Annotated in this window: 10 protein-coding genes and 1 pseudogene; 5 read left to right on the top strand and 6 right to left on the bottom strand. The window is 42.4% G+C overall.

Annotation, left to right across the window (positions count from 1 at the left end):
• The 3 genes from ACEW80_RS23370 to ACEW80_RS23360 all read left to right on the top strand — a co-directional run.
• On the top strand, positions 1–2,318 hold a 2,318-nt coding region (locus ACEW80_RS23370; protein WP_373528884.1), incomplete at its 5' end, for a DUF4114 domain-containing protein.
• 714 nt (positions 2,319–3,032) lie between these two features.
• Complete coding sequence (locus tag ACEW80_RS23365) at positions 3,033–3,461, top strand: hypothetical protein (protein ID WP_373528883.1); 429 nt, start codon at positions 3,033–3,035, stop codon at positions 3,459–3,461.
• 201 nt (positions 3,462–3,662) lie between these two features.
• Entirely contained in the window at positions 3,663–3,896 is a 234-nt protein-coding gene (locus ACEW80_RS23360; RefSeq protein WP_196514950.1) for a DUF3134 domain-containing protein, read from the top strand.
• Positions 3,897–3,980: 84 nt separating this feature from the next.
• Here the strand turns inward: ACEW80_RS23360 and ACEW80_RS23355 are convergent, their stop codons facing one another.
• On the bottom strand, positions 3,981–5,285 hold the full coding sequence (locus ACEW80_RS23355) for a murein transglycosylase A (protein ID WP_373528882.1): 1,305 nt from the start codon (positions 5,283–5,285) through the stop codon (positions 3,981–3,983).
• Positions 5,286–5,339: 54 nt separating this feature from the next.
• A complete protein-coding gene (locus ACEW80_RS23350) occupies positions 5,340–6,659 on the bottom strand; it encodes a proton extrusion protein PcxA (RefSeq protein ID WP_373528881.1) in 1,320 nt (439 codons plus the stop codon).
• An 87-nt stretch (positions 6,660–6,746) separates the two neighbouring features.
• On the opposite strand from ACEW80_RS23350, the gene ACEW80_RS23345 reads away from it, so the two are divergent.
• A complete protein-coding gene (locus ACEW80_RS23345; protein ID WP_373528880.1) occupies positions 6,747–8,936 on the top strand; it encodes a recombinase family protein in 2,190 nt (729 codons plus the stop codon).
• 127 nt (positions 8,937–9,063) lie between these two features.
• Here ACEW80_RS23345 and ACEW80_RS23340 read toward each other — a convergent pair.
• A pseudogene (locus ACEW80_RS23340) lies at positions 9,064–9,498 on the bottom strand (YidH family protein); the annotation flags it as partial.
• A gap of 152 nt (positions 9,499–9,650) precedes the next feature.
• Here ACEW80_RS23340 and msrA point away from each other — a divergent pair.
• Complete coding sequence (gene msrA / locus ACEW80_RS23335) at positions 9,651–10,319, top strand: peptide-methionine (S)-S-oxide reductase MsrA (RefSeq protein ID WP_373528879.1); 669 nt, start codon at positions 9,651–9,653, stop codon at positions 10,317–10,319.
• 271 nt (positions 10,320–10,590) lie between these two features.
• On the opposite strand, the gene ACEW80_RS23330 is transcribed toward msrA, so the two are convergent.
• The 3 genes from ACEW80_RS23330 to thiO form a co-directional block, all read right to left on the bottom strand.
• Positions 10,591–12,804 carry a tetratricopeptide repeat protein gene (locus ACEW80_RS23330; RefSeq protein ID WP_373528878.1) on the bottom strand — a complete coding sequence of 738 codons (2,214 nt, stop codon included), beginning with the start codon at positions 12,802–12,804 and terminating at the stop codon, positions 10,591–10,593.
• Positions 12,805–13,059: 255 nt separating this feature from the next.
• The gene (gene psb34, locus ACEW80_RS23325) at positions 13,060–13,245 is read right to left on the bottom strand and encodes a photosystem II assembly protein Psb34 (RefSeq protein WP_373528877.1); all 186 of its coding nucleotides are present in this window, start codon (positions 13,243–13,245) and stop codon (positions 13,060–13,062) included.
• A gap of 280 nt (positions 13,246–13,525) precedes the next feature.
• Positions 13,526–15,478, bottom strand: coding sequence for a glycine oxidase ThiO (gene thiO / locus ACEW80_RS23320; RefSeq protein ID WP_373528876.1), 1,953 nt, complete (start codon positions 15,476–15,478; stop codon positions 13,526–13,528).
• Positions 15,479–15,528: the final 50 nt, after the last annotated feature.

Here is a 15,528-nt window from a genome sequence, read left to right as displayed (position 1 = left end):
TTATTGGCGCAGCAAGTGCAGGGCAGAGCTACGTAGTATTTGGTAGCAGCAACGGCTTTAGTACCAACCTTGACCTCTCCTCGTTAGACGGCAGCAACGGATTTACCCTCAACGGCAGTGCCGCAAACTTCTCAGGCGGCTCAGTCAGCAATGCCGGAGACGTTAACGGCGACAACATCGACGACCTGATTATTGGCGCAGAGGGTGCAATTTTGGGTGCAGGGCAGAGCTACGTAGTGTTTGGCAGCACTAACAGCTTTAGCGCCAGCCTCGACTTCTCATCCTTAGACGGTAGCAACGGCTTTACGATTAACGGTATTAATGGCTTTAACTCCGATGGTAACTCCGACTCCTCAGGCAGGTCAGTCAGCAGTGCTGGGGATATCAACAATGATGGCATCGCCGACTTAATTATTGGCGCACCAAATGCCATCTCTGGTGCAGGACAAAGCTACGTGGTGTTTGGTAGTAGTAGCGGCTTAGGTGTTAGCTTTAACGTCTCAGACCTGAATGGCAGCAACGGCTTTGCGATTAACGGCAATGAAACTGATTTATCAGGCTTCTCAGTCAGCAGTGCTGGAGACATCAACGGCGACAACATCGACGACGTGGTTATTGGTGGACCGGGTACAGGAAAAAGCTATGTGGTGTTTGGTAGCACTAACGGTTTTGGTGCCACCCTTGACTTCTCATCCTTAGATGGCAGCAACGGCTTTGCCATCAACGGTAATGGTACTGACTCCTTGGGCAGATCAGTTAGCAGTGCTGGGGATATCAACAATGACGGCATCGACGACTTGGTTATTGGCGCACCGCTTGCCATCTCGAATGCCGGGCAAAGTTACGTGGTGTTTGGTAGCACTAACGGTTTTGATGCCACCTTTGATGTGTCTAACCTCAACGGCAGCAACGGCTTTGCCATTAGTGGCATTAATGCTGATGACTTTTCAGGTATTTCAGTTAGCAGTGCTGGGGACTTTAACAGCGACGGCATCGGCGACCTGATTATTGGTGCACCTTTTGCTGCCTCTATTGCAGGGCAGAGCTACGTGGTCTTTGGCAGCACTAACGGTTTTGGTGGCAGCCTCGACCTCGCTAACCTTGACCCCAGTAACGGCTTTGCCATCAACGGCATTAATGCTGATGATGCCTCAGGTATTTCAGTCAGCGCTGCTGGGGATATCAACGGCGATGGGGCTGATGACTTGCTTGTGGGTGCATCTGGTGCTGACTCTGGGGCTGGACAAAGCTATGTGATCTTTGGTACTCCACAATTACAACCAGAACCACAATTGATAAACAGTGGTAATGATGTCTTTAATATCACAGGTGGCAATGATACGGTAACACTCAATGTTGCTGTCACAGGCAGCAATTCTAAGCTGGTGAATGAATTCGGTGTATATGCTGTTGATGATGCAACAGGCAACATTGACGGTATTGCACCGGGCGAAGAAGGTTACGCCAGCAAAGCTTTAGAACGAGGACAGGTGATTCTCTCAACTCTTGCCAATCCACCCAATGGGTTTAGCAACAGTCCTGCAAATACTTTATTAGAGTTGCCATCTGATAGTAACCTGAGATTTTATTTAGTCAAAAATAGTACAACGGAAAATGTGCTGAGTAATATCACACCAATCACTGACGTACTATTTTCTGACTCTTCAAATCAAAGGATTACCAGTTTAGATAACGATGCGTTCTCCTTAGCTTGGAAAGATGGTTCTGGTAATATCACTACTGATTTCCAGAATCTGGTAGTAGAAATTCAGCCTACAAATGATCCATTACCTTTGGGTACAAGTTTACAAAGTCAGCCAGGAGGAGAATTGATTGATTTACGGGATGTTGAACAAGAGGTAACAGCTGATTTTGTTGTAAACCGAGAAGCTGCATTCGACGATTTCGTCGGATTCTATAAATTAGCTGATGAGAATGGTGGTATTGATACCAACAATGATGGTCAGGCAGATATTCTTGTTGGGCAAGCTGGTTATGCCCAAGCCGCAATGGGTCAACGCGTTGCAGGAATTGACTTGTCGGTGAACAACCAAGCTACGGCAACTTATACTGGTATTTTCGAGCCTGGTTCCATCTTTGCACCATTTATTATCGTCGATGGCAGACCAGATGCCCTTTTAGATAGCAATTCCAATAATGATCCAGCAGTTTACTTCTCATTCTTGGGTGCTAATGCTGACGGGGTAGATCATATTCGTCAGCTAGGGAATAACACCTTTGGCTTTGAGGATTTAGCAGGTGGGGGTGACAATGATTTTAATGATGTTATTGTCCGAGCTAATTTGAGTATTGTCTAGGTAAGATTCAGAATCCAGAATTAAAAAGATTTGGATATCCAAGTCTTTTTAATCAATAAGAAAATCGAGAAGCCATAGCATACTTAATTTCCCAAGAATTCTGGATTCTGAACGGAGTTGGAGTTTTTCCGGCTCCGTTCCTAAAGGCCAATTGAAGCCACTTGCTTTGCTTGAGGATGGCTTAACGTACTGGTTCCTCCTGAATTCTTAGGTTCTTAAGCTAATATTCCCAATAACCGTAGGATGGGCAGTGCATATAAGCTAAAAATAAGGGTGTGAGTGAATGGTAAACAGTACCCACACTACTTTATGAGATGATGCGATGTCTACGACGGGCTACGCCTACGCAAACAATATCTATCCTTTAGCGATAATTTACTTAGTAACAGTTATCAAAAAGTCGCAATTGAATACAACCGTACTGTTGTGACTGAATATCCATCGGTACGAATAGTCGAAAAAAGTTCAACCATAAACTGTGTTATGGTTAGATATGTTGAGAAATATTTTCGGTCATGTGACTGACTATATGGCTGCCTCTCCGAATCTAAATCTCTACACCCTTTGATTCTGGAGGTGTTTTATGTCAGTTTATATTGCTAATCTACCCAGGGAACTGAAACTGATGCATCTTACTGTTAAAAAATGTGCTAAGAAGAACGGACAGTAAAGTGTGTCACAAACCCAGACAACATAAGAATACTACTTGAACTTATGCCAGCGGATATAATTACCCGTCCTGAATCCCTTACAGAAGATTGTTTCTTTACTTATGCCCTTGGAACTGATTTGCATGACACTAATTCGACAGCCCAATATTTACGTCGAATCAGGAAAGAAGATAAACCATATATTGACATAGCTGTTTCTCCCAGACCGGGCTATCGGTTTGAGGTTTGCCTTATCCCTGTTGAAGGGTTCGCTCAAGAAACAATATTAACAAAAGATGGGTTCGCCAAAGCTTTAGCGATTATTTGTGCTGTATCTAACAAAGCTAGGAAGCGTTTCCCTTCAGGAAATGGACAAGATATAGTTCGGTGTCAATTTAGCAACTTAGCTGATGCAGTCGCTGTGGCAAACAGATTGTCTGCCTTGCCCTCTGATATGTATGAAACTCTTGCCAAAATACCAAATGCGTTGTGAGATCGCGTCCGCTTAAAGATTTATTATTAGGACTGATGCGAAGACATTTTCATGATAAGTAATTAGACGGACTTGAGATAAAAATCTCAAGAGTTCGTATTTCATCTGTTGAGAAAAGACTTGTTATACAAGACTTTTAACTCTAGGGGACAATTTTCCTGTTTCTACACGATAAACCGTAATTAAAAGTGAGTTTTTTTTATGCCTATTAGTCCTTTGCGTGAAGAACCTCGTAACCAGCGAGCGCCTGTAATTCGTACAAGTAATGAGTTTATTCTCTTGGAATGGCTAAAGTCAACTGGTCGTTTAATAGAGCGTGAACATCAAGAATCTGAGTATTTAAATGAAGTAGAAGAAATATCAGAAATGATCGACCTCGATGATATCCCTTATGATCATGACGATGACGATGCTGAGATGGATTTAGAGGCATAGACCTGGCGAAGGTCATTCGCAGCTACACAAACAAAGTCCGCCTCCGCGGACTAAGAAAAAATTAAGTGTTTGTAACCGCCGATTTCACTTGAGTAACAGATAAAATAATTGTCCATTGCTGACTGTAACACCTGCGCGTTGGCTTTGCCCGCCGTAGGCATCGCCTGCTAATTTACCAGTACCTAAAAAATAATCTACTCTACCTGCACCTTTAATTGCACCTCCGGTATCTTGGTCAAGAACATAACGACTAACAATGCGCTCTGCCATTTTTCCGGTAGGATTAACAAAGGGAATAGAGGTGTGAATCAACGCTAAAGCACCAGGAGGCATGAGAGATTTATCTGTAGCAATAGAACGCTCTGCTGTTAGTGGTACGTTAATAGAACCTTGGGCTGGCTTACCGTAGTTCTCTTGAAAAAAAACAAAGCTGCGATCGCGCGGAATGTAAATACTTAATTCTTGGGGATGCTTTTGAAAATAGTCGAGAATAATTGGCATAGTCATACCTTGTAGGGGTAATTTGCGATCATTCGCTAATTCTCGCCCAATACTTTTGTAGTTATAAGCGATATTATCGGCGTAACCTATGGTTGTCTGAGTTCCATCAGTCAACTGGAGTTTGGCTGAACCTGGAATTTGAGCTAAATATGGTTCAAGGCGATCGCGAAACCAAAATAACTCTAATCCTCGCAATTTACCCTTTGCGCCTTGTAAAGCGTCTGCTCCTTCTAACTCCAGGCGTGTCGGATGAGGCTTAGTCCAGGAGTTGAAATCAGGAGGTAATCGATAAACAGGATAACGATATTCTAGTGTAGGGACGCGACTAGCTGCGTAAAGCGGTTCATAATAAGCGGTGAATAAAACAGTACCTTTGCTATCTTTTCCGACTGACTGGTAAAGAACAAATTCTCGCTCGATGGCTTGATGTAATTCTGTTGCAGAATTAGTTTTTATTAGCAATTCGCGGAATCTTTTTAAGCTTTTGAAGATGCGATCGCGCGTAATTCCTGCTACCTGATAGTTTTGATAAGCAGCCGCAGCATTCGGTGTTTGCAAGTATTCGAGACTGCGAGCGATCGCTATCAACAGTGCTTTTTTGTCTGCTATTTCTCCATAGAGAACCTCATCTAGACAAGAGGTATCACCTTGACAACAAGTAATTGGCAACCTTTGAATCAATGGTGCTTTTTGCTTTTGTGGAAGTGCATTTTTATTTTCACCAGTTAAGGAAACTGGTATATCCCACTTTTTCAAGCGACATTCTGGCGCACTGAGTTCCCGATGCGCCAAAGATTGCATCCGCACTAGCAAAATCGACAAAAATACAGGTAAGCTGATGGCAATAACTTTGTTTAGCTTTCCTAATCCAGCAAGTGTCATTTGCATCAAAATTTCAAATTTTTGAGATTATTCCACTTCGCTCAAATTCAAAAATCAAATTTATTCATTCATATTACGATAAGTGGCAACTGCTGAAGGCGATATCCGATTTAAATATCGGAAGATCCAGTACTTAAAAATGGTATCTAAAATTACTGGAAATGTGGCAATAAATAAGAAGATAAAATCTCGATTTGCTGGTAATCCCCAATGGCGCGATATACTTTCTAAGAGTACTTCCCAGCCATGAGGAGAGTGGAATCCCACAAATATATCGGTAAATAAAATAATGATAAATGCCTTGGCACTATCACTAAGTCCATAGACAATATGATCGAAGAAATCTTTTAGCACAGCAATCGAAGACTTGCTGACGACCAAAAGCCAGATAAAAGCTGCCACTGAGAAAATATCTGCAAAAACATTTTTGATAGCATTAGAACTTTCACGGCTAAATTCTTCAGCAATTACAAGAGCCTTATTTCTAATTTCAATTTCTATCTGCTCAGGTAATAGAGGAGCAGCATTACTAATGAGATTTTCAAACTTGACTTTTTCTTCAAATCTTTGTAATTTTACTAGAGCTTCTTCTTCCATTTCGGAATTTAGGAATATCTGTATTTGCTCTCTGCCTCTAAACTGATCAACAAATGGACTTACTACGAAAGCTTTTGCTATCTGATGCGTCAAAAGTGGTATTATTATTAATAATAAAATAAATCTGATAGATATTATTGTTCTTCTTTGAGTCTGACGAAAACTCTGAATTACCTCTTGTTCAGAATTCGGGTCTAATTCAACTTGTAAACGACTGAGAGTACTGAAAATAGAGCGCGGTAAAACGCCCATTGTATCAACTTTACGTTTTGACTTTGGTTTTTTATCCAAGTCTTGAATTGGTATTTTAGATGGTAATGTTTGAGTAATTGCGGAGTCAATTGGTAGACTTGAAGGCTTGACGAATAAAGCTTTGTCAGTTATTTGTTTAGATATTGTTGTGTATTTGGATATAACTTGATCGATGAAGTTTAGCTTTTCCAAAACTAAAGAAGCATTGGGATATTCTATACCTGCTTTCTGAGCAGCTTTTTGATTTTCTTCATCTAAAAACCAACGACTTGCTCTAAACTCTGTAAGCCGCATTTTGGCAATTTTTAATAGCTTATTTAGGTCTGACTCAAAATAATTCATCACACTGTTACTGTACATTGCTGAGTCAAAGTCTATTTTATTACCATTGAAATGCTTATCTTCTATTTCTTTAATCTTTAACGCTGCATCGTAAGCCTCATGTAAAGAACGTTCAGGAGTCTGTAAGTACCATCGATAAATATCAAGTAAGAAAGAATAGATTTTTTGGCTAAAAACAGAATTTTTCATTGCAGACAATCATCCAGCATTGTTTGGTGATTCTTAACCTTAAGTTAACGCACAAGGTAGACTAGCAAATCTACAAGGAGAAAGTTTATGGTTTCTCATTCGGTTTGGATTGTTGGCACTAGCCGTAGTGGTAAGACATCTCGCTTGGTAGAGCAATTTTGTAGTTGGGTACAACCTGAGAACCAGTATATTGAATCATTTTATACTAAAAAGCCAGGACGCAAAAAAAGCGGTAATGTAACCGAATTTTTAGATATTAAGCAAACAGAACCTGGAGTTTTAGTTTTAGCTGCCAATGATGATAACCGTCGGGAATTAGGAGATATAATTGTTACATCTACCTTGGGAAAATATCCGGTTCGTGCGAAGACGCCGCTAGGTTTTTTCCAGGATGAAGTTATTTTATTTTGGCCGTTGCTAATTAACTCGTTAAACCTGAAAGCACAATTTCCGGTACGATTGCGGCCAGAAACAGAGCAAGAGTTAGCAACCAAACTCTGGCGTCCTCAATTAGACGAAGAGATTTTACGTGTTGCGGGAGTGAATGAGTCTCGCTTGGTGCGTCGCATCCTAGACTTATTGCAATTAGCAGCTTACAGTGGTGTACCTTGTGAAAATATTGCCCAGATTTTGGTCAAAGGTCTGGGGGAAAATACTACAACTTTAGAGCCGGAATTGTTGGCATCTTTGCTGCTAGATTGGCGTAACTGGTGTTTAGAGAGGGGGTTACTGACTTATGGCATTATTACTGAACTTTATAGTAAATATTTGTTAAGCGATCGCAATTACCAGCAGCACCTAACTAAACGCTATCAGGCAGTACTGGCGGATGATGTAGATGATTATCCCAGCGTAGCGCGTCTTTTGTTTGAGTTGCTATTAGATCAAGGTGCAGTCGGGGCGTTTAGCTACAATCCCGACGGTGCAGTGCGATTGGGATTGGGAGCAGACCCCAACTATCTAGAAGGGTTAGCAGAGCGTTGTCGGGTAGAAATTTTAACCAGTCCGCCTGCTGAGTCCCTTGGTGAGCAACTTACTAAACAGATGGTGGAATTAGTCACAGAACCGATGGTAGTGTTGAGTTTACCTGAGATTGTCCATTCAATTCAAACCACCTCCCGCGCTCAACTATTGCGACAAACAGCAGAAGTTATTGCTAATGCCATCCAATTACAGCAAGTGCAACCAGAGCAAGTGGTGATTATTGCACCAGGTTTAGATGCGATCGCTCGTTATACTCTAGTAGAAATCCTCGTTAAACAAAATATCCAGGTAGAATCGCTTAATGACCAACGTCCTTTAATTAGTTCACCCGTCATTCGCGCATTACTCACCATGCTGGCATTAGTTTATCCCGGCTTGGGACGCTTAGTAGATCGGGATGCCGTAGCAGAAATGCTGGTTGTATTGAGCCGGAAACAACAAGTATCAGAAAACTCCTCACTTGTAACAGACGCGATTAATCGCGTCTCTACTGACATCGACCCGGTACGTGCTGGTTTGATTGCAGATTATTGCTTTGTACCCCATCCCTCACGCCCCAACTTGTTACCAGTATCATCCTTCGAGCGCTGGGATCGAATCGGCTATGCAGCGACCACAGCCTATAATAAAATATTACAGTGGTTAGAAGAGCAGCGATCGCAACAAGAACTGCGTTTAATTCCCAGCCCCATTTCCCTCTTAGACAGAGCAATTCAGCGCTTCTTGTGGAATGGTAGTAATCTCCCCTACGAACAACTAGCAGCACTGCGAGAATTATTAGAAACCGCCCAACACTACTGGGAAATTGACACCAGATTACGACAAATTGCCCCAGTTGAGACAACGCCTCACACAACTATTATTGAATTTATTCAACTACTGCGACGTGGTACAATTACCGCTAACGCTTACCCTGTGCGCCCTATTGGTGGAGTTAGAAAGGCTGTCACATTAGCAACTATATTTCAATATCGATCTAGTCGGCGATCGCACCGTTGGCATTTTTGGCTGGATGCTGGTTCACCTCTATGGGCGAAAGGTGGCGCGGCGACTTTGTTTGGTGCGCCGTTTTTCCTACGAGACAGGTTAGGCGAACCTTGGACAGCAGAAGACGAGAAATTGGCACAAGAACAAAGACTGCGAAGAATTTTGACAGATTTACTGTCTCGTGTATCCGAGAGAGTTTATTTGTGTCACAGCGATTTAGCTGTGAATGGACAAGAGCAATTAGGTCCTCTGTTACCTTTAGTAAATGCCTGTGTGACGGTTATTTCTGAGGCTACTGTTAATTGAGTGTCTTCAGACTATGAGAAACTCAGATCCCCAACTTCTTAAAAAAGTTCGGGATATTGTTGTAATATATCTGTCTGTATTGAGTAGTAATTGTCCCCTTTTTAACATTGAGATTTGGGATTGATCTTTGCAAATTTCGGGACTGTGGTTGAATTGGAACAGGAGAACGAGAAGGTACTTGATCACGTCTTAAGAGCAAAGGAATACTGAGAAGTCCCAAAATAATTACTACTCCGGTCATTATCCAAACCATTAACCTAGTTGGTCTATAGTCCCCTTGTTCAATTTGCCAGAAAACTTGGTTGTATCGCCACGCAGCTAACGCAATAGTCAAAATTCCAAAAATTACTAAAGCCAGACCCAAATTTTCCGAGTTGGATAATGGCTGTACCGGAGATTCTTGTTGAGTAATCATAATACTAAGCTGGTGCAGAAATATACCAAATCGCGCGATCGCAAAACCAAAGCCAATCAATGCAATGGAGGTGCGTAGCCAAGCCAGAAAAGTACGTTCGTTCGCTTGATGCTCCCTTTGACGGTCAATTTTTGGTATTTTATCCATGAGTATTTTTTGATGCTAAGTTTCCCTTGATGAATAGCATTGACTAATGAAAGAGCAAACAAGTCCAGCGAGGATTTTCAGAAAACCCCAAGCGATCGCTAGAATCTTTACAATAGTAAATAAGGTAAAGATGTATATCAGAGTCAAAATCAATGGCACTATTCGGATTTGGCAAAAAGGAAGTTATACCCACGCCTGACGAAGCTTTGTCAGGAAGGGCACAATCTATGTCAGTACCCGCCGCTCATTATGTCAACAAGAATCCTCTAAAACCTCCTTATCCCGATGGATTAGAGAAGGTAATTTTTGGCTTGGGCTGTTTTTGGGGTGCAGAACGCAAATTCTGGGAACTTAAAGGAGTTTACACTACCGCAGTCGGTTATGCTGCTGGGTTTACACCCAATCCCACCTATGAAGAAGTGTGTAGTGGAAGAACCGGACACAATGAAGTAGTGTTGGTTGTGTTTGATCCCCAAGTGGTTGGTTATTCTGAACTGCTCAAAGTCTTCTGGGAAAGCCACAATCCCACCCAAGGAATGCGCCAAGGTAATGATGCTGGCACACAATACCGTTCGGGAATTTATGTATATTCCGAAAGTCAAAAGCAGCTAGCAGAAGCATCGCGGTCAGCTTATCAGCAAGCTCTCAACGGTGCAGGTTATGGCAAGATTACTACAGAAATCTTGGATGCACCTGAATTTTATTACGCCGAAGCCTACCATCAGCAATACCTCGCTAAAAATCCCAACGGGTATTGTGGTTTAGGAGGGACAAATGTTTCTTGTCCCGTAGGTGTAGTTGAATCGCAAGTTAGTAGTTAGAAATGCAGTTGGTAGGGTTGGAAACTTAACGTGAGTTCGACGAACCTCTCCCTGCCTTGAACTACACAAAACCTGTCCCTCTCCAAGTCCTATCCATTACCCGGATCTTTCTTAACAAAACTACAACTTACTTAAAAATAGCTAAAAGGATTGGTAGGTATAGTTTTGCAGTGGGACAGTAATTACGGGTAGTGGATAATGGAAAAATGGGCATCCTCAGAATTGAAACACTCACGGAGAACCGCTATAACTCCTATGAGAGTTGATAAAACTACAATTTTGATAGAATCTCCGGCAACAGATGGCTGGGAACTTTAGATAAAGCTAGATTTTGTCCTTGTATTCCTAATTCATTATGAAAAGCACGAATTGTTTTCACTATATAAGCGAAAGTTGTTTGATAAGCCTCTGGTTGTTTACTTAATCCGTTTAAGGCTTGCAAATGGTTGTCTAATGCTACTTCTAGATGTTGAGAACGTATTGCTTTGTCACCATTGTAAGACTTATCTATTACTAGCTGATAGTGTGCCAGTCCCAAGTTATTGTGAGAGGCAAACAAATCAAAATTTAAAGAAGTGCTGCTAAGTGAATGAGCCAAAGCTATAGCTTCTTCGTAAGCACTGATGCATAATTGCAGATATTTTTGCCGTGCTTCTTTAGTTGTCTGAGATAAATTTGCTAGATGCCAGTAGGCAGTACCCAGATTATTTTGTGTCGCGGCACAGGCGCTAGGAACATTGGCCGGGGTGCGATATTTAAGAGCTTCGCTATAGACATCAATAGCTAGTTGTAAATTTTGGACAGGTTGTTCGTATTGTGCTAGATTCCAATAGGCAGTACCGATATTGTTTTGAATCATGCCATACTGAAGCGGTTCCTGTTCGGAATTGTAGTGTACAAATGCTTCATTGTAAGCTGCGATCGCTTTCTTTAAATGCACAATCGGTTGATTATATTGCCCTAGATGCCAGTAAGCAGTACCTAAATTGTTTTGACAAGCAGCATATTTTAATGAATCCATATCGACTGTACGGTAGTTGAGTGCTTCGCCATAAGCTACAACTGCTTGTTGCCAATTCTCAGATGGGTGAGAAAAACGAGCTAAATCACCATAAGCTGTCCCCAAATTATTTTGCACACGAGCGTAAGTTTCCGAATGTGTCTCTGGCGAAATCATCTTTAACGCCAATTGATAAAATTCTATTGCCTGCTCTATGTAAGTTTGTCCCTCTTCAGAATTGGGTGGTGTGCGGTATAGCATCCAGTAAAGCGTACCCAAGTCATTCAAGATATCCGGGAGTTGCGGTGAAGTTTCGTCATAACTAATTGCCTCCTGATAAGCAATAATTGCTACCATCAGGTTTTCTAAAGTTGACTCTCCTTGTTCAATGCGAAGGCGGTATAAAGTGCCCAGGCGATGATAAGCTTCTGCCAGTAACTCCCCTGGAGCTTGCTTTCCGTGTAATTTTTCAATTTCTAATAAAATCTCCTGCGGTTGCAAGTAATCTCCTGTATCTTGAGCAATATTTGTGTTGATTGTTGCTATTACTAGCTCCGTTAATTCGCTGCTAATATGAGACAAAGACGACAACGATTGATTATTACTGCCACTACCAGACCTAATAGTAGATTCTTGCTGTTGTGGCACATTTTTGAATAAATCGGTTGTTGATGGTGAAGCTTCTGGGATTTTGTCTACGCTATTCCCTTGCGTTTCGGCTGAAAAATCGGAACTATTCTCAAACTTTAACTCGGCAGTGGCAGTTCTCAATTCTGTTTGGGTAACTAATTCATCTAGAATCGACTGCTCAATATTCCCTAAATCCCAGCTTTTTGAACTAGAAAAACGTTCTGGATAGCCCGAATTAAGAGTTGCTGGTGTGGGTTCTCCGGCAAATACAAATATGCCAGTCCGGCAACGCCAAAACTGTGGTGCTGATTGCTTAATGGCAGATAACCAAGGACGCGGTATCCACAGCAGCAAATTAGATTCTAAAAATCGGCTGGATTCTTGTGTAGAGAAATATTGCTCGCTTAAGCGGAGATAGTGCAAAAATAAACGCTGTATCGATACTGGTTGCTTGGTTAGCTGCTCCACACCGACAATCTGAAATGCTGGTATTGGAAAAGGTTTTCCTTGGCTATCTTTTGATACTGCAAAAATTGGCGGTGGATAATTAGCTAACCATTGATTTATTTGAACTATGGGATTGGGATCGTTTAAATTCAAACGCAATGTGACTAATCGCGGATAAGCTGGAGTGCTATTTTCCTGGCCATTTGATGGCTGACATAGCACTTTTCCAACAGGATAGGCCAATATAGAATGCAAGCGTGCCGCTACTTGATTTCTCAAGTGTAAATCATCACAGACCGCTAAAAAAAGTTGACGGCGTAAGCCAAGACTTAAGGCAAGTTTTAGGCGTTGGTATACTTGCCGATTCCAAGTAAAATTATCGTTGTGTGCAGTATCATTCACGCTCATGGCGGCTAAAGAGCCAAAACACAATATGTATTAACTTTCTGGACGCATCAAAGTGAGATGAAAATCTCATAATTAAAATGATTTTTAAGTGGATGTTATGCTGCTCATGATAGATTGAGCCTTTCAGGTTTATGAGGATTAGAGTATATAATTATACTTTTATTAATAATTCAATTTTAACAAAAAATAAAAAAGCAGGCCCCTCTTAAAATCGGAACCTGAATAACTATAAAGATAAAATTTTATTAAAATATTTTATGCCCAACTGCTCTGGGAAACAAAGAAGCCGACGAAAATCACGCCGCCAACCAAAGCTGCGGCAAGTATTCCTAATATAATATAGGTTCGCTTTTGCCCTGCGGTGGGAGGTTCTGCTTGATAAATTTTTGGTTCCTGAGCAAAATTATTTAGACGACCGCCTTCTTCGTTTGTATAGGGCATGAATTAATTCCTTTATCTTAATTATCATTGATTTAATGTTACATAAGTACTAAATCAGCTTTCAAACTCCAGACAAATCGTTACATTTGGGCATTGGGCATTGGGTATTGGGCATTGGGCATTTTGAAACCTGGAGTAGTGCGGGCAGCGTTCGACTGAGCGCTCACGCCGAAGTCTTGCCCCCTACTCCCAGGATCAAGATGCTCCCACTACTTTTAAAAACTATGATTCTCAAAATAGATGTGGTTTAAACATATAAAATTTCCCCATGCCCCATGCCCTAACTAGTAATTGTCCCAGTCAGAGGAGAACTAGGACTGGCGTAATCTTTGATGGGCATCCTGCCAGCAAGGTATGCTAGACGGCCGGCGACTGTTGCTAAATTCATCGCCCGAGCCATTGCTGCTGGGTTTTGAGAAAGAGCGATTGCACTATTAATCAACAAAGCATCTGCTCCCAATTCCATTGCCTGAGCAGCTTGGGAGGGTGAACCAATACCAGCATCTACCACCACCGGCACACTGGCATTTTCGATGATGATTTGAATATTAGCAGTTGTTTTCAGCCCTTGTCCAGAACCAATTGGCGATGCCAAAGGCATTACTGTAGCACAGCCTACATCTTCTAAGCGCTTGGCTAACATCGGGTCAGCGTTGATATAGGGTAATACTGCAAAGCCTTCTTTAACTAATTGTTCTGCTGCTTGCAACGTCCCAATTGGATCTGGGAGTAAATACTTAAGGTCAGGTATTACTTCTAACTTGACAAAATTATTATCTTCCTGCCCCAACAATTTCGCCATTTCTCGCCCCAAACGCGCCACCCGAATCGCCTCTTCAGCAGTTTGACAACCTGCGGTATTGGGTAACATCCAGATTTTTGTCCAATCTAAGGCTTCAGCTAAACCTTCATGTCCAGGAGCTTTGGTTTGTACCCGGCGGACTGCTACGGTGACAATCTGGCAATCGCTGGCGGCGATACTTTGCTGCATTTCTTCAATGTTGCGATACTTACCAGTTCCCGTCATTAAGCGGGATTGGAAGGTCTTGCCAGCGATAATCAGTGGGGATTGATGGGGGGATATGGCGGGGTGATGCCCGTTGGAGAAATTGGCAGAGTGAGTCAGCATCGGGGTAGAGGTAGATGGCTTAGTGTGGAAACGGGAATAGTGGAAATCAGCAAGTAGGGGGTCAGACTTTTGTGACAAAATTAAATCGGCAATCAATGCTGCTGTTACGGGTGCAAGTAAAATCCCGTTACGGTAATGACCAGTAGCAAGGGTTAAATTTTGACAGTGGCTAGTTCCAAGGATGGGTAATTCATCGGGAGTAGCTGGGCGAAACCCCCACCAAAATTCTTGGATGGGATAATGTTTTAGTTGCGGATACAGCCGGATGGCAGCTTGTAGTAATCTTTGAATGCCTTCTGGGGTATTGTCAGGGATAAAGCCAACGTCTTCGCTTGTTGCCCCAATTATCAGGCGATCGCGTCTCGGTACGATATAAATATCTTGCCCAAACAAAACCCGTTTTAAAGGCAATTCCGGCACAAATTCCGGTATCCGCACACTCAGCATTTGTCCTTTTCTAGGGCGTACTGGTAATGGTAACAACTCATTTGACCAAGAACCGGAAGTTAAAACATAGTGCGCGGCGCGAATTACTCCAGCATTGGTTTGCACGCCAACCACTTGCCCCTGCTGCTGTAAAAATGCGTCTGCTGTAACGCCGTCTTTGAGTTCAACCCCAATAGACTCAGCCGCCGTCCACAATACGCGAGCTAGAGCCTTATTATCAACTTGTGCGTCTTCAGGATACCACCAGCCACCAACTACCTCTGCTCCCAATCCTGGCTGATATTGATGAATTGTTTCTTTGTCTAACCAGTAAGCCGGGGATGAGGGAGAAAGATCCCCTCTGCTCTTTTGCTCCCCTGCCTCCTCAAAGGTGGGTGCGAGGACACCACAGGGCCAGTAGCCAGTATTTAAGCCAGTTAGTTCTTCTAGTTTGCGCGTCCAGTCGGGATATAAAGCACGCGATCGCCAACACAATGAACGCATTGCCTCATTAGTGATGTTTTCCGCATCTGGCGCCAACATCCCCGCAGCGGCGTGGGTAGCGGCAGCCTGGAAGTCACGACAAAGCACGGTGACACTTGTCCCGCGCAATTTGAGTTCAATGGCGATCGCTAAACCAATAACGCCGCCACCAATAATTACAATCTCATTAGTCATTAGTCATTAGTCATTTATCATTAGTACATAACTAATAACTCATAACTCGT

Origin of the sequence: Nostoc sp., from assembly GCF_041747015.1 — a bacterium.
Lineage (GTDB): Bacteria > Cyanobacteriota > Cyanobacteriia > Cyanobacteriales > Nostocaceae > Nostoc.
This window is presented reverse-complemented; position numbering and strand designations above follow the sequence as displayed.

Bases quoted from the DNA above. Each gene is read 5' to 3' on its own strand.
- ACEW80_RS23365 (WP_373528883.1), top strand. From the start codon at position 3,033: ATGCCAGCGGATATAATTACCCGTCCTGAATCCCTTACAGAAGATTGT.
- ACEW80_RS23360 (WP_196514950.1), top strand. From the start codon at position 3,663: ATGCCTATTAGTCCTTTGCGTGAAGAACCTCGTAACCAGCGAGCGCCT.
- ACEW80_RS23355 (WP_373528882.1), bottom strand. From the start codon at position 5,285: ATGCAAATGACACTTGCTGGATTAGGAAAGCTAAACAAAGTTATTGCC.
- ACEW80_RS23350 (WP_373528881.1), bottom strand. From the start codon at position 6,659: ATGAAAAATTCTGTTTTTAGCCAAAAAATCTATTCTTTCTTACTTGAT.
- ACEW80_RS23345 (WP_373528880.1), top strand. From the start codon at position 6,747: ATGGTTTCTCATTCGGTTTGGATTGTTGGCACTAGCCGTAGTGGTAAG.
- msrA (WP_373528879.1), top strand. From the start codon at position 9,651: ATGGCACTATTCGGATTTGGCAAAAAGGAAGTTATACCCACGCCTGAC.
- ACEW80_RS23330 (WP_373528878.1), bottom strand. From the start codon at position 12,804: ATGAGCGTGAATGATACTGCACACAACGATAATTTTACTTGGAATCGG.
- psb34 (WP_373528877.1), bottom strand. From the start codon at position 13,245: ATGCCCTATACAAACGAAGAAGGCGGTCGTCTAAATAATTTTGCTCAG.
- thiO (WP_373528876.1), bottom strand. From the start codon at position 15,478: ATGACTAATGAGATTGTAATTATTGGTGGCGGCGTTATTGGTTTAGCG.